Annotated in this window: 16 protein-coding genes; 5 read left to right on the top strand and 11 right to left on the bottom strand. The window is 64.8% G+C overall.

The features are described from left to right. Positions 1-54 precede the first annotated feature (54 nt). Genes AC6CIG_RS02480 through phnG form a run of 7 tightly spaced genes read right to left on the bottom strand, consistent with a single transcriptional unit; the run spans position 55 to position 5,247 of the window. Complete coding sequence (locus AC6CIG_RS02480) at positions 55-669, bottom strand: DapH/DapD/GlmU-related protein (protein WP_498322176.1); 615 nt, start codon at positions 667-669, stop codon at positions 55-57. Further along, a complete protein-coding gene (phnL, locus tag AC6CIG_RS02475; protein ID WP_018096168.1) occupies positions 666-1,373 on the bottom strand; it encodes a phosphonate C-P lyase system protein PhnL in 708 nt (235 codons plus the stop codon). The genes AC6CIG_RS02480 and phnL overlap by 4 nt, the downstream gene beginning before the upstream one ends. A 33-nt stretch (positions 1,374-1,406) precedes the next feature. After that, positions 1,407-2,183: a phosphonate C-P lyase system protein PhnK gene (gene phnK, locus AC6CIG_RS02470; RefSeq protein ID WP_011969858.1), complete on the bottom strand. Its 777-nt coding sequence runs from the start codon at positions 2,181-2,183 to the stop codon at positions 1,407-1,409. Next, the gene (locus tag AC6CIG_RS02465) at positions 2,180-3,073 is read right to left on the bottom strand and encodes an alpha-D-ribose 1-methylphosphonate 5-phosphate C-P-lyase PhnJ (protein ID WP_018096169.1); all 894 of its coding nucleotides are present in this window, start codon (positions 3,071-3,073) and stop codon (positions 2,180-2,182) included. The genes phnK and AC6CIG_RS02465 overlap by 4 nt, the downstream gene beginning before the upstream one ends. Next, positions 3,070-4,176 carry a carbon-phosphorus lyase complex subunit gene (locus tag AC6CIG_RS02460; RefSeq protein WP_018096170.1) on the bottom strand — a complete coding sequence of 369 codons (1,107 nt, stop codon included), beginning with the start codon at positions 4,174-4,176 and terminating at the stop codon, positions 3,070-3,072. The genes AC6CIG_RS02465 and AC6CIG_RS02460 overlap by 4 nt, the downstream gene beginning before the upstream one ends. A gap of 4 nt (positions 4,177-4,180) precedes the next feature. Continuing rightward, a complete protein-coding gene (phnH, locus tag AC6CIG_RS02455) occupies positions 4,181-4,783 on the bottom strand; it encodes a phosphonate C-P lyase system protein PhnH (RefSeq protein ID WP_498322173.1) in 603 nt (200 codons plus the stop codon). Next, positions 4,783-5,247, bottom strand: a complete 465-nt coding sequence (gene phnG, locus AC6CIG_RS02450; RefSeq protein ID WP_498322172.1) for a phosphonate C-P lyase system protein PhnG — start codon at positions 5,245-5,247, stop codon at positions 4,783-4,785. Before phnG ends, phnH begins: the two co-directional genes overlap by 1 nt. A gap of 125 nt (positions 5,248-5,372) precedes the next feature. On the opposite strand from phnG, the gene phnF reads away from it, so the two are divergent. Continuing rightward, positions 5,373-6,107, top strand: coding sequence for a phosphonate metabolism transcriptional regulator PhnF (gene phnF, locus AC6CIG_RS02445; RefSeq protein ID WP_437407557.1), 735 nt, complete (start codon positions 5,373-5,375; stop codon positions 6,105-6,107). 20 nt (positions 6,108-6,127) lie between these two features. Here phnF and scpA read toward each other — a convergent pair whose 3' ends face one another. From scpA to AC6CIG_RS02430, 3 genes are all read right to left on the bottom strand, one after another. Beyond that, entirely contained in the window at positions 6,128-8,266 is a 2,139-nt protein-coding gene (gene scpA, locus AC6CIG_RS02440; protein WP_437407558.1) for a methylmalonyl-CoA mutase, read from the bottom strand. 224 nt (positions 8,267-8,490) lie between these two features. Continuing rightward, positions 8,491-10,503, bottom strand: a complete 2,013-nt coding sequence (locus tag AC6CIG_RS02435; RefSeq protein WP_498322170.1) for an acetyl-CoA carboxylase biotin carboxylase subunit — start codon at positions 10,501-10,503, stop codon at positions 8,491-8,493. A gap of 12 nt (positions 10,504-10,515) precedes the next feature. After that, positions 10,516-12,048, bottom strand: a complete 1,533-nt coding sequence (locus AC6CIG_RS02430) for an acyl-CoA carboxylase subunit beta (protein WP_100671276.1) — start codon at positions 12,046-12,048, stop codon at positions 10,516-10,518. 151 nt (positions 12,049-12,199) lie between these two features. On the opposite strand from AC6CIG_RS02430, the gene AC6CIG_RS02425 reads away from it, so the two are divergent. The 4 genes from AC6CIG_RS02425 (at position 12,200) to mmsB (ending at position 16,900) form a co-directional block, all read left to right on the top strand. Then, positions 12,200-13,618 carry a helix-turn-helix domain-containing protein gene (locus AC6CIG_RS02425; protein WP_102763672.1) on the top strand — a complete coding sequence of 473 codons (1,419 nt, stop codon included), beginning with the start codon at positions 12,200-12,202 and terminating at the stop codon, positions 13,616-13,618. A 123-nt stretch (positions 13,619-13,741) separates the two neighbouring features. Continuing rightward, positions 13,742-14,884, top strand: a complete 1,143-nt coding sequence (locus tag AC6CIG_RS02420) for an isobutyryl-CoA dehydrogenase (RefSeq protein WP_498322168.1) — start codon at positions 13,742-13,744, stop codon at positions 14,882-14,884. Between the two features lie 12 nt (positions 14,885-14,896). Next, positions 14,897-15,958, top strand: coding sequence for an enoyl-CoA hydratase/isomerase family protein (locus tag AC6CIG_RS02415; protein ID WP_498322167.1), 1,062 nt, complete (start codon positions 14,897-14,899; stop codon positions 15,956-15,958). A gap of 45 nt (positions 15,959-16,003) precedes the next feature. Further along, positions 16,004-16,900 carry a 3-hydroxyisobutyrate dehydrogenase gene (gene mmsB / locus AC6CIG_RS02410; RefSeq protein ID WP_498322165.1) on the top strand — a complete coding sequence of 299 codons (897 nt, stop codon included), beginning with the start codon at positions 16,004-16,006 and terminating at the stop codon, positions 16,898-16,900. A gap of 35 nt (positions 16,901-16,935) precedes the next feature. Here mmsB and AC6CIG_RS02405 read toward each other — a convergent pair whose 3' ends face one another. Next, complete coding sequence (locus AC6CIG_RS02405) at positions 16,936-17,685, bottom strand: SDR family oxidoreductase (protein ID WP_018096181.1); 750 nt, start codon at positions 17,683-17,685, stop codon at positions 16,936-16,938. Positions 17,686-17,801: the final 116 nt, after the last annotated feature.

Genomic DNA, 17,801 nt, shown 5'->3' with positions numbered 1-17,801 from the left:
GTCGAAACGGGGAGAAGGTCGCGGCAGCGGGAGAGGGCATCATACGCGCGGCGCCTAGCTATACCGCACAAGGAACTCCTCCGCCGTCAGTTCCCGGAAATCGTCCAGCGCATGGCGTAGCTTGGTGTGGTCCCAATCCCACCAGGCGAGCTGATCCATGGCTTCGCCGACCCCGGCCGTGAAGCGATCTCGGATGAGTCTCGCAGGTACCCCGCCGACGATCGTGTACGGTGCGACGTCCTTGGAGACGACGGCGCCGGCGCCGATCACGGCTCCATTGCCGACACTCACGCCGGGCAGGATCGTCGCGCCATGGCCGATCCAGACGTCATGGCCGATCGTCACCCGGTTCTGCCGGCGCCAGGCGAAGAGATCGTGGTCGGGCTCCGCATCGTCCCAATACATCGGTGCGCGATAGGTGAAGTGATGCAGCGTCGCCCGCCAGGTGGGATGGTTGGTGGCGTTGATGCGCACGGCTGCGGCGATGTTGACGAATTTGCCGACCGTCGCGCACCAGATCGAGCCGTCCTGCATGATGTAGGAATAATCACCGAACTCCACCTCGTCGAGGCGCGAGCGTTCCCGGATTTCGGTGTAACGGCCGAGCGTCGAATTCACGACGCTCGCTGTCGGATGGATGGCGGGTTCGAGGCCGAGTTTCTGGCTCATGCTGCGTATTTCCTCGGAGAGAATTCCGATACGTCGATGATGCGGTCGGCGACCGCCTCGCGTACCTCCTCGTCATGAAAGATACCGATCAGCGCCGTGCCGGCGGCCTTCTTCCCTGCGATCATTTCCACCACCACTGCGCGGTTCTTCGCATCGAGCGAGGCCGTCGGTTCGTCGAGGAGCAGGATCTGATGGTCGGTGATGAAGCCGCGGGCGATATTGACCCGCTGCTGTTCGCCGCCGGAGAAGGTGGCCGGCGGCAGGGCCCAGAGTTCCCTCGGCAGGTTGAGCCTCGAAAGCAGTTCGGCCGCACGCTCCCGCGCTTCGGCCGCCGTCACCCCGCGCGCCTGCAGGGGCTCGGCGACGATGTCGAGGGCGGAGACGCGCGGCACGACACGCAGAAACTGGCTAACATAGCCGAGCGTCGTGCGGCGTACCTCGAGCACGGTGCGCGGCTCGGCCGTCGCGAGGTTCACCAGGCGGCCGTCATGTTCCACCAGGATCTGGCCTTCGTCGACGCCGTAATTTCCGTAGAGCATCTTGAGGATCGAGCTCTTGCCGACGCCGGAGGGGCCGCCGAGCACGACGCATTCGCCGGCCTTCACCGAGAAGGAGACATTCGCGACCACCGGCAGGCGCACGCCGTCGCGAAGGTGCATGGTGAAGCTTTTCGCGACTTCCGAGACAACGAGGGGAGTTGGCATGGTCTTTACTTTCCGTTGCGCATTGTCAATGCGTCACACCTGAAGAATCGAGGAAACGAGGAGCTGCGTGTAGGGCTCGCGCGGATCGTCGAGCACCCGGTCGGTCAGACCCTGTTCGATGACGGCGCCGTCCTTCATCACCATCATCCGGTGCGAAAGGAGGCGCGCCACGGCGAGGTCGTGGGTCACGATCACCGCCGCAAGGCCGAGGTCGTGGACGAGGCCGCGAACCAGATCGAGCAGGCGTGCCTGCACCGAGACGTCGAGGCCGCCGGTCGGCTCGTCCATAAAGACGAGGCGGGGCGAGGTGACCAGATTGCGGGCGATCTGCAGGCGCTGGCGCATGCCGCCGGAGAAGGCGCGCGGCTGATCGTCGATCCGGTCCTCTTCGATTTCCACGCGCCTCAGCCAGTCGCCTGCCGCCGCGCGGATATTTCCGTAGTGCCGGTCGCCGACCGCCATCAAGCGCTCGCCGACATTGGCACCGGCCGACACCGTCATCCTCAGCCCGTCCGCCGGGTTCTGATGCACGAAGCCCCAGTCGGTGCGCATCAGAAAGCGACGCTCGGCCTCGCTCATGCGCGCAAGATCCCGGTACTGGCCGTCGCGCATGTGATATTCGACGACGCCGGATGTCGGCATCAGCCGGGTCGAGAGGCAGGAGAGCAGCGTGGTCTTCCCCGAGCCGGATTCGCCGACGATGGCGAGCACCTCGCCCGGATAGAGCTCGAAGGAGACGTTGCGGCAGCCGATGCGACTTCCATAAAATTTCGAAACGTCACTGACTTTCAGAAGCGGCACGGCGCTCATACTGCAGCCTCCTGGCTTTCTTTCGCGGCGGGGGCGAGCATGGCACCGGCATGGCCGTGCGCCCGGCGATCCTCGCAATGGTCGGTGTCGGAGCAGACGAACATGCGCCCGCCCTTGTCGTCGAGAACGACCTCGTCGAGATAGACGTTCTCGGCGCCGCAAAGGGCGCAGGGCTTGTCGAATTTCTGAACCTCGAAGGGGTGATCCTCGAAATCGAGGCTGACGACTTCGGTATAGGGTGGCACCGCATAGATGCGCTTTTCCCGGCCGGCGCCGAAGAGTTGGAGGGCCTCCGACATATGCATCTTCGGATTGTCGAATTTCGGCGTCGGCGAGGGGTCCATCACATAACGGCCCTCGACCTTCACAGGGTAGGCGTAGGTCGTGGCGATATGGCCGTTGCGGGCGATGTCCTCGTAGAGCTTCACATGCATGAGCCCGTATTCCTCGAGCGCATGCATCTTGCGCGTCTCGGTTTCGCGCGGTTCGAGGAAGCGCAGCGGTTCCGGAATGGGCACCTGGTAGACGAGCGTCTGCCCCTCTCTCAGTTGCTCCTCGGGAATGCGGTGCCGTGTCTGGATGATCGTCGCCTCCGTCGTCCTCGTGGTGACGGCGACATCGGCGACCTTCTGGAAGAAGGCGCGGATCGAAACGGCGTTCGTCGTGTCGTCGGCGCCCTGATCGATCACCTTAAGCACGTCGTCGGGTCCGAGGATGGAGGCGGTCACCTGCACGCCGCCGGTGCCCCAGCCATAGGGCATCGGCATTTCGCGGGAGGCGAAGGGCACCTGATAGCCCGGGATGGCGATCGCCTTCAGGATCGCGCGGCGGATCATCCGCTTCGTCTGCTCGTCCAGATAGGCGAAGTTGTAAGTTGCGAGGTCGTTCATTCGGCGGCCTCCTTCATGCCGTCCCTGCCGCCGGCCTGGGCGGCGTCGTGTTCCCGGCGCATGCGCCTGACCAGGTCGAGCTCGGCCTGGAAGTCGACGTAATGCGGCAGCTTCAGATGTTCGACGAAGCCGGTCGCCTGGACGTTGTCGGCATGCGAGATGACGAATTCCTGATCCTGGGCGGGGGCGACGATGTCCTCGTCGAATTCGTCGGTCCGGAGGGCCCGATCGACCAGCGACATCGACATCGCCTTGCGCTCGCTCTGGCCGAAGACGAGTCCGTAGCCGCGGGTGAATTGCGGCGGCTGCTTGGCCGAGCCCTTGAACTGGTTGACCATCTGGCATTCGGTAACGCGGATGACCCCAAGTGAAACGGCAAAGCCCAGCTCCGGCAGTTCCAGTTCGACCTCGACCTCGCCGATCCTGACCTCGCCGACGAAGGGATGCGTGCGGCCATAGCCGCGCTGCGTGGAGTAGGCGAGCGCCAGCAGGAATCCTTCGTCGCCACGGGCAAGCGCCTGCAGGCGGAGATCGCGTGCCATCGGAAATTCCATCGGCTCGCGCGTGAGGTCGCCCGCCACGTGACCTTCCGGCATCCGGCCGTCGCCCTCGATCAGACCTTCGCCGTCGAGAATGTCGGAGACGCGCATGACAGGTTCGCCCGGCTCCTTGAGCGCCGGCTCATCGACCGGCTCTTCGCCGATGAGCGACGGGTCGAGAAGCCGGTGCGTATAGTCGAAGGTGGGGCCGAGCAGCTGGCCGCCGGGGAGATCCTTGTAGGTTGCCGAGACGCGCCGCTCGACCTTCATTTTCGCGGTGTCGACCGGTTCGGAACAGCCGAAGCGCGGAAGGGTCGTGCGGTAGGCGCGCAGGATGAAAATCGCCTCGATCATGTCGCCGCGCGCCTGGCGCACGGCAAGGGCCGCAAGCGCACGGTCGTAAAGCGAGGCCTCGGCCATTACGCGGTCGACCGCGAGCCCGAGCTGCTCGACGACCTGTTCTATGGTGATCGCGGGCAGCGCCCGGTCGCCGCGCCGGCGATCGGCCAGCAGCCGGTGAGCATTGGCAATGGCGGCTTCTCCGCCCTTGACGGCTACATACATGCGCTTACTCCCGCTCGAGTTTGGTGGTGCGCGGCAGGCAAAGCACTGCCTCGCGCGCCGTCAGGACGAGATCGATGCCGCGCGGAAAGATCGCCCGGTTGGCGGCCCAGAGGTCGAGGAACACGTCGGGCAGGCCCTTCGGTGCGATGACGATCCCGCTCTTGATTCCCGGTCCCCGGCCGATCAGCGGCCGCCCGCCCTCGAGCGCTTCCACCTCGACGACGAGCGTGGTGGAACGGTCGGGATATTCCTGCGTGCCGAGGGCGAACTGGTCGAAGCCCGGCACAGCCGCGCCCTTCTCGAAGAAGGCAAAGCGGGCCTCGTCCTTCGCCTCGGTGACGCCCGCGCCGGTGTGAAACGCGATCCACTTCGGCGCCGAGGATTTGGAGAGCGCCGGCGATAGCCAGACCGGCGTGTCGTGGTCGCAGAGCGTGAGCGCGACAGCTCCGCTTGCCTCTCCGAGTGGCGCCGGAGGGGCTGCAGCAGTGGAAAGCCGGCCGACGGTACCCGGGCGGGCGAAGCGGTCCATCAGGCTGCGGAACACGGACTGCGCCTCGAAGACAGGATCGGCGAAGGCGCCGCTATAGATTTGCGATTTGGCCGTCATCAATCCTCTCCGCGGACCATGGTGAAGAAGTCGACGCGGGTCGCAGCCGTTTCCTCGGCCTTGCGACGGTCTGCCGCATCAAGGCGAGCGGCCACCTGCTCGTGCAGCGCCTCGACGCTTGCGCGATGCGCAGCGCTCTGAAAAAGCGCGTCGAAGATCGCGGCAAAGCGGGCGCGTGCCTTGTCGGTGCCGAGCAGTTGCCCATGGCCGATCTCTCCGGTCGCAAGCCGCACGGTGGCGCGTGAAACGGTGGCCTCGCCGAGGTTGAAAGGATCGCCGCCGCCGCCGATCTTGCCGCGCACCATGACGAGCCCGGTTTCCGGACCGCGCACCGGCGCGACCTCCGGCTTGTCCTCGATCGCATCCCAGGCCATGGAAAGTTCGCCGAGCGTGGCGCGCGCCAGAAGCCGCATGCCTTCCCGGCGCTGAGCGATGCCTTCATCACTTGTCTTAGCTGCGTCCATCATCTCACTCCAAAATGTCTATTGATCTAGACAACTATACATCTTATACCTTTCCATAGCCTTAGCAAATGACAGGCTTGTGACATTTGCCAAGAAACCGGCGGCAAAGAAGTGGGGCGAAGAAGATGGTGGCGAAGGTCGTCGAACGGCAGATGGGCGTGGCGCTGTGGCGGCAGATTGCCGACAGAATACGGCTCGCGATCAGCAACGGCGACTATGACGCGACCGGCATGGTGCCGCCGGAGACGGCCCTTGCGGCGGAATTCGGCGTCAATCGCCACACCGTCCGCAGCGCGCTGGCAGCACTCGCGGAAGAAGGTCTGGTGCGCGCGGTGCAGGGGCGCGGCACGATGATCGAGCGCAAGGATCGTGTGAGCTATCCGATCTCGCGGCGCACTCGCTTCTCCCAAGGTCTCGGCCGCCAGGTGAAGGAAATCGGAACCGAGCTCCGGGGGCATCGCCGAGTGACGGCAAGCGGCGAAATCGCCGCTGCGCTCGGCGTTCCCCCGGGCACCCCTCTCATCGAGCTCAGCACCGTCAGCAGCGGCGACGGGCGGCCGCTTTCGACGGCGGTCAGCTACTACCCCGCCGAGCGCTTTGCGAGGATGGCGGAGGAATATGCGCGGCTCGGATCGGTCACCAAGGCCTTTGCCGTGCATGGGCTCGACGACTACGTCCGGGTCTCGACGGAGATCGTCGCGCGGCACGCGGACGCAGAGGAACTCTCGCTCCTGAAACTCTCGCCGGGGGCGATCGTCATGGAGACGCAATCGGTCAATGCGGATCTCGGAGGCCGCCCGGTCGAATATTCGCGAACGCGCTTTGCCGCCGACCGGATGAAGCTCCGGATCGAGACCTGAACTCGGCCGGACGCCGGGGACTACACGTTTCGCCGCCTGCCTTCGATCAGATCCAGCACGGCGCGCGCGGCGTCGAGCACCTGGGTGCCGGGTCCGAAGACGGCGGCGACGCCGTTCTCCATCAGATAATCATAGTCCTGCCGGGGAATGACACCGCCGCAGACGACGATTATGTCCTCGCCGCCGCGCTTCTTCAGTGCCTCTGCGAGCTGCGGCATCAGCGTCCTGTGGCCGGCGGCAAGCGATGAAACGCCGATAACGGTGACCTCTTCGGCGAGCGCCAGATCGGCGGCTTCTTCCGGCGTCTGGAACAAGGGGCCTGCGACGACGTCGAAGCCGATATCGCCGAAGGCGGATGCGATCACCTTGGCGCCGCGGTCGTGCCCGTCCTGGCCGAGCTTGGCTACCATGATCTTCGGCTTGTGGCCGAGCCGCTTCGTCGCTTCCCCGAGCCGTCCGGCGAGAACGCCGAGTTCCGGATCTCCTTCATAAGCCTTGCCGTAGATGTCGGTGACGACTTCCGGAATGGCGGTGTAATCGCCGAAAGCCTCCCGCATGGCATCGGTGATTTCGCCGACGGTGGCGCGGGCCCGGGCGGCCTCGACGGCGGCGGCGAGCAGATTGCCCTTGCCGCTGCGCGCCACGTCGGCCAGCGCGTCCAGCGCTTCCTTCATCTTCCGTGAGTCCCGCCGGCGCCTCGTCTCCTCGATCCGCTTGATCTGAGCCGCCCGAACCGCGGCATTGTCGATCTGGAGAATGTCGATCGGCTGCTCGTTCTCGAGCCGGTACCGGTTGACGCCGACGATTACCTCTTCGCCGCGGTCTACGGCGGCTTGCCGTCGGGTCGCGGCCTCTTCGATCAGCCGCTTCGGCAGGCCGGCGTTGACGGCCTTCGTCATGCCGCCCAGCGCCTCCACTTCCTCGATCAGGGCCCAGGCCTTTTCGGCAAGCTCGTTCGTCAGGCTCTCGACGTAATAGGAGCCGGCAAGCGGGTCGACGACCTTCGTCACGCCGGTCTCGTGCTGCAGGATCAATTGCGTGTTGCGGGCGATGCGGGCTGAAAAATCCGTCGGAAGCGCCATCGCCTCGTCGAAGGAATTGGTGTGAAGCGATTGCGTGCCGCCGAGCACGGCGGACATCGCCTCGAAGGCGGTGCGGACGATGTTGTTATAGGGGTCCTGTTCCTGAAGCGACACGCCCGACGTCTGGCAATGAGTGCGCAGCATCAGGGAGGACGTCTTCTCGGGCTTGAACTCCTTCATGATCCGCGTCCAGAGGAGCCGTGCCGCGCGCAGCTTCGCTGCCTCCATGAAGAAGTTCATGCCGATTGCGAAGAAGAAGGAGAGCCGGCCGGCGAAGTCGTCGACGTTGAGCCCCTTGGCGAGTGCCGCGCGCACGTATTCGCGCCCGTCGGCAAGGGTGAAGGCGAGTTCCTGCACGAGCGTCGCGCCGGCCTCCTGCATGTGATAGCCGGAGATCGAGATCGAATTGAACTTCGGCATCTCCTTCGCCGTATATTCGATGATGTCGGCGACGATCCGCATCGAGGGTTCCGGCGGATAGATGTAGGTGTTGCGGACCATGAACTCCTTGAGGATGTCGTTCTGAATGGTCCCGGAGAGCTTGTCGCGGCTGACGCCCTGTTCCTCGCCGGCAACGATGAAGGAGGCGAGGATCGGGATCACCGCACCGTTCATGGTCATGGACACCGAAATCCTGTCGAGCGGGATGCCGTCGAACAGGATCTTCATGTCCTCCACCGAGTCGATCGCGACCCCGGCCTTGCCGACATCCCCTTCGACGCGCGGGTGGTCGCTGTCATAGCCGCGGTGCGTGGCGAGATCGAAGGCGACCGAGACGCCCTGCTGGCCGGCGGCGAGGTTTCTGCGATAGAAGGCGTTGGACGCCTCGGCCGTCGAGAAGCCGGCATATTGCCGGATCGTCCAGGGCCGGCCGGCATACATGGTGGCCCGCGGGCCGCGCACGAAGGGTTCGAAGCCGGGGAGCGCGTTCAGGTGACCGATGCCGGAGATGTCGTCGCTCGTATAGAGCGGCTTGACGTCGATGCCCTCCGGCGTGTGCCAGACGAGGCTTTCGGGGGAGGCCTTGAGTTCCTTTTCGGCAAGGGCTTCCCAGTCCTTGATGGTCTTGTCGGTCATTGTTTCACTCCGAATAGCTTTGGCCGGGGCTTGGCCCTCATCGGTACCGATGAAACCGCAAGCCCCTCATCCGCCTGCCGGCACCTTCTCCCCGCAAGCGGGGCGAAGGAGACTCGCGGCGCAGTCTTAAGTCCCTCTCCCCGCGTGCGGGGAGAGGGCTAGGGTGAGGGGCAAAGCTGCCGCTCCTTATGGCGGCATCTCAGCGCCTCCTCAACGCTGCACCATCACTCGAACTCCATGATCAACTCGTCCACCGCGAGGCTCGCGCCGGCTTCGATCGCCACGCGCTTCACGATCGCACGCTTTTCCGCCCGCAGAATATTCTCCATCTTCATCGCCTCGACGACGGCAATCGCCTGTCCGGCCTCGACCGTGTCGCCGGGCTTGACGCTGATCGAGGTCACCACCCCGGGCATCGGGCAGAGCAGCATCTTGGACGTGTCGGGCGGAAGCTTCTTCGGCATCAGGCGGGCGAGCTCGGCGACGCGAGGGCTTCTGACCCTTGCGACGACGTCGATCCCTCGCCAACGCAACCTTATGCCCGGGCCGGCGAGCTCGACCTTCACGCTCATGGGCTGATTGTCGATATTGAAAGCGGCGCGGGTGCGGCCGGGCGCCCAGTCGGTTGCGACGGAAACGGAGGTCCCGTCGGCAAAGCGGACATAGGTGCCGTCGGCGGAAGCCTCGCATGTGATCTGAATGTCGTGCCCGTCGAGGCTCGCCACCCATTCATGGCCGACGATCCGGCGGTGGTTGCCGATTGTGCCGGAAATCCGGCTGGCGCGCTCCTGGAGCGTCTGGTTGACCGTAGCCGCGATGGCGGCAAGCTTGCGTGCCGAAGTCTCGTCCGGCGCCACCCCTTGAAACCCGTCCTTGAATTCCTCGGCGATATAGGCGGTGGTCAGCCGTCCCTCACGGAAACGGTCCTGCTGCATGACGGCCGAGAGGAAGGGCAGGTTATGGCCGATCCCTTCGACTTCGAACGCCTCGAGTGCATCCGCCATCGCGCGCACGGCCGTCGGTCGGTCCGGTCCCCAGGTGCAGAGCTTGGCGATCATCGGATCGTAATACATCGAGATCTCGCCGCCCTCGCAGACGCCGGTGTCGTTGCGGATGACGGTACCGTCGGCCTGCACGCCTTCCTCCGGCGGACGATAGCGCGTCAGCCGGCCGATCGAGGGGAGGAAGTTGCGATAGGGGTCTTCCGCATAGAGCCGGCTTTCAATTGCCCAGCCGTCGAGCTTCACGTCTTTCTGGGTGAAAGCCAACTTCTCGCCGGCCGCGACGCGGATCATCTGCTCGACCAGATCGAGGCCGGTAACGAGTTCCGTCACGGGATGCTCGACCTGCAGCCGGGTGTTCATCTCGAGAAAGTAGAAGTTGCGGCCGGCGTCCACGATGAACTCTACCGTGCCGGCCGAGTGATAGCCGACGGCCTTTGCCAGCGCGACCGCCTGCTCGCCCATGGCGCTGCGCGTCTTCTCGTCGAGGAAGGGCGAGGGCGCCTCCTCGATGACCTTCTGGTTCCGCCGCTGGATCGAGCATTCGCGCTCGCCGAGATAGACGATATTGCCGTGTTTGTCGCCGAGCACCTGGATCTCGATGTGGCGGGGCTCGGTCACGAATTTCTCGATGAAGATGCGGTCGTCGCCGAAGGAGCTTTTCGCCTCGTTCTTCGACGACTGGAAACCCTCCCGTGCCTCGCGCTCGTTCCAGGCGATCCGCATGCCCTTGCCGCCGCCGCCGGCGGAAGCCTTGATCATCACCGGAAAGCCGATCTCAGCGGCGATGCGCGCGGCCTCGTCCGCATCCTCGATCAGCCCCATATGGCCGGGAACGGTGGAGACGCCCGCTTCCGCGGCGAGCTTCTTCGAGGTGATCTTGTCGCCCATCGCCTCGATCGCCCCAGCCGGCGGACCGATGAAGGTCACGCCTTCCTTCTCCAGAGCCTCGGCGAAGGCGGCGTTTTCGGAGAGGAAGCCGTAGCCGGGGTGAACGGCATCGGCCCCGGTCCTGCGGATCGCCGCGAGGATATTCTCGATGACGATGTAGGACTGGCTGGAGGGGGAGGGGCCGATATGGACGGCCTCATCCGCCATGCGTACATGCATTGCGTCGCGGTCGGCATCCGAATAGACGGCAGCTGTCGCTATGCCGAGCTTCTTCGCGGTGCGGATGACGCGGCAGGCGATTTCACCACGATTGGCGATGAGGATCTTCTTGAACATGTTTCCCATCGGGTTCTCCCGTCAAAGCGGGATGGTGTCGTGCTTGCGCCAGCGGGTCTCGACCTGCTTGTTGCGCAAGGAGGCGAAGGCGCGGGCGATGCGGCGGCGGGAGGAGTGCGGCATGATCACCTCGTCGATGAAGCCTCTCTCGGCGGCGACGAAGGGGTTGGCGAAGCGCTCTTCGTACTCCTTCGTCCGGGCTGCGATCTTCTCGGGATCGCCGAGTTCGGAACGGTAGAGGATCTCGGTCGCGCCCTTGGCGCCCATCACGGCGATCTCGGCCGTCGGCCAGGCGTAGTTCACGTCGGCGCCGATGTGTTTGGATGCCATGACGTCATAGGCGCCGCCATAGGCCTTGCGCGTGATCAGCGTCACCATCGGCACGGTGGCCTGGCTATAGGCGAAGAGCAGCTTGGCGCCGTGCTTGATGACGCCGCCATATTCCTGGGCGGTGCCGGGCAGGAAGCCGGGCACGTCGACGAGCGTCAGAATCGGGATCGAGAAGGCGTCGCAGAAGCGGACGAAACGCGCCGCCTTGCGCGAGGAGTCGATGTCGAGGCAGCCGGCGAGAACCATCGGCTGGTTGGCGACGACGCCGACGGTCTGGCCTTCGATGCGGATGAACCCGGTGATGATGTTGCGGGCGAAGCTTGCCTGGAGTTCAAAGAAATCGCCCTCGTCGGCAATGGCGAGGATCAATTCCTTCATGTCGTATGGCTTGGCGGCACTGTCCGGGATCAGGCTGTCGAGCCGCATTTCGATGCGCGAGGGGTCGTCATGGAACGGCCGCACCGGCGGCTTCTCGCGGTTGTTCAGCGGCAGGAAATCGAAGAGCAGGCGGACGTGCTCGAGCGCCTCGACATCGTTTTCATAGGCGCCGTCGGCGACGGAGGATTTCGTCGTGTGCGTGCGGGCGCCGCCGAGCTCTTCCGCGGTGACGATCTCATTGGTGACCGTCTTCACGACGTCGGGACCGGTCACGAACATGTAGGAACTGTCGCGCACCATGAAGATGAAGTCGGTCATCGCCGGCGAGTAGACCGCACCACCGGCGCAGGGGCCCATGATCACCGAGATCTGCGGAATGACGCCCGACACCTCCGCATTGCGGCGGAAGACCTCGGCATAGCCGGCGAGCGACGCCACGCCCTCCTGGATGCGCGCGCCGCCGGAATCGTTGAGGCCGATCACCGGCGCACCGTTGCGCGCGGCCATGTCCATGATCTTGCAGATCTTTTGGGCATGGGTCTCGGAGAGGGAGCCGCCGAGAACCGTGAAGTCCTGGCTGAAGACATAGACCTGGCGGCCGTTGATGGTGCCCCAGCCGGTGACGACGCCGTCGCCGGGGATCTTCTGGCCAGCCATGCCGAAATCGACGCTGCGATGCGTCACATACATGTCGTATTCTTCGAAGGAGCCCTCGTCGAGAAGCACGTCGATGCGCTCGCGTGCCGTCAGCTTGCCCTTGCCGTGCTGCGCGGCCACGCGGCGTTCACCGCCGCCCGCCCTCGCTTCGGCCCGGCGGGCTTCCACCTGTTCAAGTACGGCGCGCATCGCTCTCCTCCATTTTTGCTGATTGTGCAGAGGCTTGCCTGCCTTCGCAATAGCGCCGAAGGCCTGATGGAAAAACCGCCGATGATGTGCAAATGTGGAACATATAAAATTGCGAAGCGCAAACTGCAAAGTTGCGAATACGAGTGCAAGGATGGCGATCGGGAAGCTCTATATCGGCCGCAAGGTCAGGGATCTCAGGGATGGCAAGCGACTGACGCAGGGGCAGTTCGCCGAGCGCATTGGAATTTCGACGAGCTATCTCAATCAGATCGAGAACAATCAGCGTCCCGTGTCCGCGGCGGTGCTGCTCGCACTGGCAGAGAAGTTCCAGATCGACATCGCCGAACTTTCCTCGGGCGAGAGCGACCGATTGCTCTCGGCACTGTCGGAAGCTTTGAGCGATCCGCTCTTCGAAACCTATTCGCCGAGCCTGCAGGAGCTGAAGCTCGTCGCCCAGAATGCGCCGGGGCTCGCCCATGCGCTGATCTCCTGTCATCAGGCCTATCGGCGCAACAGCGAGCAGCTCGCCAGCATCGACGACACGATCGGTCGTGGTGCGTCCCTGGTGGAGACGACGCCCTATGAAGAGGTGCGCGACTTCTTCCATTTCGTCGACAACTATATTCATGAAATCGATACGCTCGCCGAGACGCTTGCGGGCGAGCTCGGCCTCGGCGATGGCGACAACCATGCGGCCCTCGCCGCCTATCTGGAGGCGCGCCACGGGATACGTGTCGTGCGCGGGGCAGCGGGCGACGAGGCGATCCGCCGTTTCGATCCCCGCGCCCGCCTACTCACGCTCAATCCTTACGCGCCGGCGGCGACACGCGACTTCCAGCTCGCATTGCAGATCGCACAGATGCACGCTCGCGAGGAGATCGACCGGGTGGCGGGAAGCGCCGGCTTCCGAACGGAGGAAGCCTATGAGATCTGCCGCATCGGTCTGCAGAACTATTTTGCGGGCGCCTTGATCCTCCCCTACCAGCCGTTCTCGAAAGCCGCACGCGACCTGCGCCACGATGTCGAGCTTCTTGCTGCCCGTTTCGGTGCCTCGCTGGAGCAGGTCTGCCACCGGCTTTCGACGCTGCAGCGGCCGGGGCAGAAGGGTATTCCGATCTTCTTCGCGCGGATCGACCGGGCCGGCAACATCACCAAGCGGCACAGTGCCGCCAAGCTGCAATTCGCCCGCTTCGGCGCGGCCTGCCCGCTCTGGAACGTGCATCAGGCCTTCGAGACACCGGGCCGCATCATCCGCCAGCTTGCGGAGACGCCGGACGGCGTGCGCTACCTCTGTCTCGCGACCCAGATCACCAAGGGCGGCGGCGGCTACCGGGCCGCGCATCCCCGCTATGCCTTGGCGCTGGGCTGCGAAATCTCCTACGCCGATGCCTTCGTTTATGCTGACGACATGGATCTCGGGAACCGCGCCGCCTACGATCCGATCGGCATTTCCTGCCGCATCTGCGAGCGCACCAGATGTGCGAGCCGTGCCGTGCCGCCGCTGAAGCGCAAGCTCATCGTCGATCATGACATGCGCGGCGCTCTGCCGTATCGTCTTAGCGAGACGTAGAGCCGCGCCTAGCGTCCTGTTCGTTTCTGAACAGATACTGTGTGCATTTGCGTCTGTGCCTGTGCGGGTTTTGCTGTAACTAAGCATTGCAGCAGCGATATGCGGGTCAGGGAGGACATGCATATGGATTTTCGCCTTTCCGAGGAACAGCAGGCCATCCGCACGATGGCGCTCGATTTTGCCCGGGACGAGATCGCGGCCCACGCAATCGACTGGGACCAGCAGAAGCATTTTCCGGTGGAGACTTTGCGCGCGGCGGCCGCGCTCGGAATGGCCGGCATCTATGTCCGCGACGACGTCGGCGGAACGGGACTTACCCGTCTCGACGCGGCAATGATCATCGAGGCGCTCGCGACCGGCTGCCCCGCGATCGCCTCCTTCGTTTCGATCCACAATATGTGCGCCGGCATGATCGATCGCTACGGCACGGACGCGCAGCGCCGGCGCCTGCTTCCGCCGCTTCTCACGATGGACGTCCTGGCGAGCTATTGTCTGACGGAGCCCGGCTCCGGCTCGGACGCGGCCGCGCTCAAGACAAAGGCGGTGCCCGAGGGTGACGCCTATCTGCTTACCGGCCAGAAACAGTTCATTTCCGGTGCCGGCGAGTCCGGCCTTTATATCGTCATGGCACGCACGGGCGAGGAAGGGCCGAAGGGGATCTCCGCCTTTGTCGTCGAGAAGGACGCTCCTGGGCTCACCTTCGGCGCCAATGAGAAGAAGATGGGCTGGCATGCCCAGCCCACGCGGGCGGTGATGCTCGACAATGTTCGCGTTCCCGTCGAGAACCGCTTGGGTGCCGAGGGCGAGGGCTTCAGGATCGCCATGGCCGGTCTCGACGGCGGGAGGCTCAACATCGCCGCCGCCTCGCTCGGGGGCGCGCAATCCGCTTTCGACAAGGCGCTTGCCTATGTCCAGGAGCGCCGTGCCTTCGGGAAGGCGATCGGCGAATTCCAGGCGCTGCAGTTCCGCCTCGCCGATATGGCGACGGATCTGGAAATCGCTCGGACCTTCCTCTGGCGGGCGGCCTGCGCCCTCGATACGGCGGACCCGGAGGCGCCGAAGCTCTGCGCGATGGCCAAACGTTTTGTCACAGATCGCTGCTTTGCTGTCGCCAATGACGCACTGCAATTGCATGGCGGCTACGGCTATCTCGCCGACTACGGCGTCGAGAAGATTGTCCGCGACCTGAGGGTGCACCAGATACTCGAAGGTACGAACGAGATCATGCGGCTGATCGTGTCGCGTGCGATCATGGGACGGAACTAGGAAGGATTTTCGATGGAGATGCAGACCACGCTTCCGGAGGTCATTGTCGAGCGCCAGGGCGCGATCGGCAGGCTGCGGCTCAACCGTCCCCGCGCACTGAACAGCCTCAATCGCACGATGATCCGCGCGATCGCTGCGGCGCTGACCGAGTTCGAGCGCGACCCGGAGATTGCCGCGGTGCTTGTCACGGGCGAGGGCGAACGGGGCCTCTGCGCCGGCGGCGACATCCGGATGATCTACGAAAGCGGCCGCGAACGGCCTGAGGAGGGCGCGCAGTTCTGGCGCGAGGAGTTCATCGTCAACAGCCGAATTTCAGCCTATTCCAAGCCCTATATCGCGATCATGGACGGGATCGTGATGGGCGGCGGAGTCGGCGTTTCCTCCCATGGCAGCCATCGGATCGTGACCGAGAGGACGCGCTTCGCCATGCCGGAAACGGGGATCGGCTATTTCACCGATGTCGGCGCGACCTGGCTCCTGCCGCGCGCGCCCGGCGAGTTCGGTACCTATCTCGGGCTGACGGGCCGCGATATCGGTGCGGCGGCGGTCATCCATGCGCGCCTCGCCGACAGTTTCGTTCCCTCCGAGAGGATCGGCGAGCTCATCGCCTCGCTCTCTGCCTCGGCCACGGCCGATGACGTTTCGGCGGCGATCCGCGCCGTTTCGAGCGAGCCCCCGGCATCGGCCCTGCTCGACCATCTGTCCGTCATCGACCGCTGCTTCGCCTTCGATGCCGTGGAGGAGATCCTCGCGGCACTGGAGAAGGACGAGTCGGATTTCGCGCGCGAGACGCTCGAACTCCTGAAGACCCGATCGGCGATCAGCCTCAAACTGACGCTGTCGCTCCTAAGGGCAGGGCGCGCCAGCGCAACGCTCAACGAATGCCTCGAGCGGGAATATGCCGCCACCCTCGCCATGCTTTCCAACCCGGATTTCTACGAGGGCGTCAGGGCCGCGGTGATCGACAAGGACAGGAATCCGAAATGGTCGGTCGGGCTTTCGGAAGCTACCCCCCAGATGCTCGCCCGCTTCGGGAGGAATGACGGCGCGCCGCTCTTCGCCGGAAAGGCATAAGGCGCGGGCAGTTCGCGACAGTTTCAGTTGAGGAGGAGAGGCAAGATGACGAAGATCGCCTTTATCGGGCTTGGCAACATGGGCGGACCTATGGCCGCCAATCTGGTGAAGGCGGGCCACGCGGTCGCCGGTTTCGACCTTTCGGAAGCCTCGCGCAATGCCGCCGCCAAGACGGGCGTCTCGGTCGCCGGCTCGATCGCGCAGGCCGTGCGTGAGATGGAATGCGTCATCACCATGTTGCCGGCGAGCGCGCATGTCCTTTATGTGTGGGACGAACTGCTCGGCTTCGTCGATCCCGGCACGCTTCTAATCGACAGCTCGACAATCGACGTCGAAAGCGCGCGCAAGGTTCACGGCCTTGCCGAAAGGGCTGGCTGCCCTTCGCTCGACGCGCCGGTCTCCGGCGGCACGGCGGGGGCGGCGGCCGCTACGCTGACCTTCATGGTCGGAGGGAGCGACGGCGCCTTCTCGCGCGGCAAGCACCTGCTCGAAGCCATGGGCAAGAAGATCGTCCATTGCGGCGACGCCGGCGCCGGCCAGGCGGCGAAGATCTGCAACAATATGATCCTCGGCGTTTCCATGGCGGCGGTCTGCGAGGCCTTCGTGCTCGCCGAACGGCTCGGCCTCTCGCATCAGGCGCTCTTCGACGTGGCCTCTACCTCGTCGGGCCAGTGCTGGTCGCTGACGACCTATTGCCCGGTGCCCGGTCCGGTTCCGACCTCGCCTGCCAATGGTGGCTACAAGCCCGGTTTCGCCGCGAGCCTCATGCTCAAGGATCTGAAACTCTCGCAGCAGGCGGCCAGCGCCAGCGGTGCGTCGACGCCGATGGGGGCACAGGCGACACAGCTTTACAGCCTCTTCGAGAAGCTCGGCCACGGGGCAGAGGATTTCTCGGCGCTGATCCATCTGCTCAGGGGGAACGAGGAGGCGAAGGAGGGATAGCTTGCCCCCTCTGGCCTGCCGGCATCCACCAATCCTCACATCTGCACGGTCATTCCGCCGTCGACGGTGAGCGTGATTCCGTTGACGAAGCTCGCGGCCGGCGAGGCGAGGAAGACGGCGGCGGGGGCGATCTCTTCCGGCCGCCCCCAGCGCTTCAGCGGAATGCGGACGTCGACGAAGGCTTTGAGCGCCGGATCGGCTGCGAGATGCGCATTGGTCTCGGTTGCAAACCAGCCGGGCGCGATCGCGTTGACGGTGAGATTGTCGGCGCCGAGTTCGACCGCGAGCGAGCGCGTCAGTGCGGCGAGCCCGCCCTTCGCCGCCGTATAGGCGGGATCGCCGGCCCGCGCCGCGAAGGCGGCGATCGAGGTCACGAAGATCAGCCGACCGGCCGCGGAGCGCCTGAGATAGGGAAGGGCGGTCTTTGCCATGGCGTAGGCCGCGGTCAGGTCGGTGTTCAACAGAGCCGCAAATTCGTGCGGTTCCATCGCTTCCGTCCCGCGGCGGTCGCGTTCGCCCACGGCGTGGATGAGAATGTCGAGTCCGCCAGTCTTTTCGACCGTGGCGGCGATGATCGCCGGCGCATCGCGGGTTATGTCGCCGGCCGCAATCCCGATCTCGATACCGTCGCCTTGGAGCCGCTTACGCGCCTCTTCAAGGCCTTGGCCGTTGCGGCCGTTGATCACCGTCCAGGCGCCGGCCCTGGCAAGCGCCTTCGCCATCTCCAGCCCGAGGCCGCGTCCGCCGCCGGTAACCAGAGCCGTCCTGCCGCTGAGATCGAACATGGCCTTCCTTCGCCCGTCCTTAGATCACGATGTTTTAAGTCGGGTCGACCAAACAGGACCGTGATCGGTTCCAAGAAGTTGAGACGCGGGACGCGGGTGGAAACCGGATACACTTT

Source organism: Sinorhizobium sp. GQ132 (assembly GCF_059758575.1).
This window is presented reverse-complemented; position numbering and strand designations above follow the sequence as displayed.

Excerpts from the sequence above, each read along its gene's own strand:
- AC6CIG_RS02480 (WP_498322176.1), bottom strand. The coding sequence starts at position 669 with ATGAGCCAGAAACTCGGCCTCGAACCCGCCATCCATCCGACAGCGAGC.
- phnL (WP_018096168.1), bottom strand. The coding sequence starts at position 1,373 with ATGCCAACTCCCCTCGTTGTCTCGGAAGTCGCGAAAAGCTTCACCATG.
- phnK (WP_011969858.1), bottom strand. The coding sequence starts at position 2,183 with ATGAGCGCCGTGCCGCTTCTGAAAGTCAGTGACGTTTCGAAATTTTAT.
- AC6CIG_RS02465 (WP_018096169.1), bottom strand. The coding sequence starts at position 3,073 with ATGAACGACCTCGCAACTTACAACTTCGCCTATCTGGACGAGCAGACG.
- AC6CIG_RS02460 (WP_018096170.1), bottom strand. The coding sequence starts at position 4,176 with ATGTATGTAGCCGTCAAGGGCGGAGAAGCCGCCATTGCCAATGCTCAC.
- phnH (WP_498322173.1), bottom strand. The coding sequence starts at position 4,783 with ATGACGGCCAAATCGCAAATCTATAGCGGCGCCTTCGCCGATCCTGTC.
- phnG (WP_498322172.1), bottom strand. The coding sequence starts at position 5,247 with ATGGACGCAGCTAAGACAAGTGATGAAGGCATCGCTCAGCGCCGGGAA.
- phnF (WP_437407557.1), top strand. The coding sequence starts at position 5,373 with ATGGTGGCGAAGGTCGTCGAACGGCAGATGGGCGTGGCGCTGTGGCGG.
- scpA (WP_437407558.1), bottom strand. The coding sequence starts at position 8,266 with ATGACCGACAAGACCATCAAGGACTGGGAAGCCCTTGCCGAAAAGGAA.
- AC6CIG_RS02435 (WP_498322170.1), bottom strand. The coding sequence starts at position 10,503 with ATGGGAAACATGTTCAAGAAGATCCTCATCGCCAATCGTGGTGAAATC.
- AC6CIG_RS02430 (WP_100671276.1), bottom strand. The coding sequence starts at position 12,048 with ATGCGCGCCGTACTTGAACAGGTGGAAGCCCGCCGGGCCGAAGCGAGG.
- AC6CIG_RS02425 (WP_102763672.1), top strand. The coding sequence starts at position 12,200 with ATGGCGATCGGGAAGCTCTATATCGGCCGCAAGGTCAGGGATCTCAGG.
- AC6CIG_RS02420 (WP_498322168.1), top strand. The coding sequence starts at position 13,742 with ATGGATTTTCGCCTTTCCGAGGAACAGCAGGCCATCCGCACGATGGCG.
- AC6CIG_RS02415 (WP_498322167.1), top strand. The coding sequence starts at position 14,897 with ATGGAGATGCAGACCACGCTTCCGGAGGTCATTGTCGAGCGCCAGGGC.
- mmsB (WP_498322165.1), top strand. The coding sequence starts at position 16,004 with ATGACGAAGATCGCCTTTATCGGGCTTGGCAACATGGGCGGACCTATG.
- AC6CIG_RS02405 (WP_018096181.1), bottom strand. The coding sequence starts at position 17,685 with ATGTTCGATCTCAGCGGCAGGACGGCTCTGGTTACCGGCGGCGGACGC.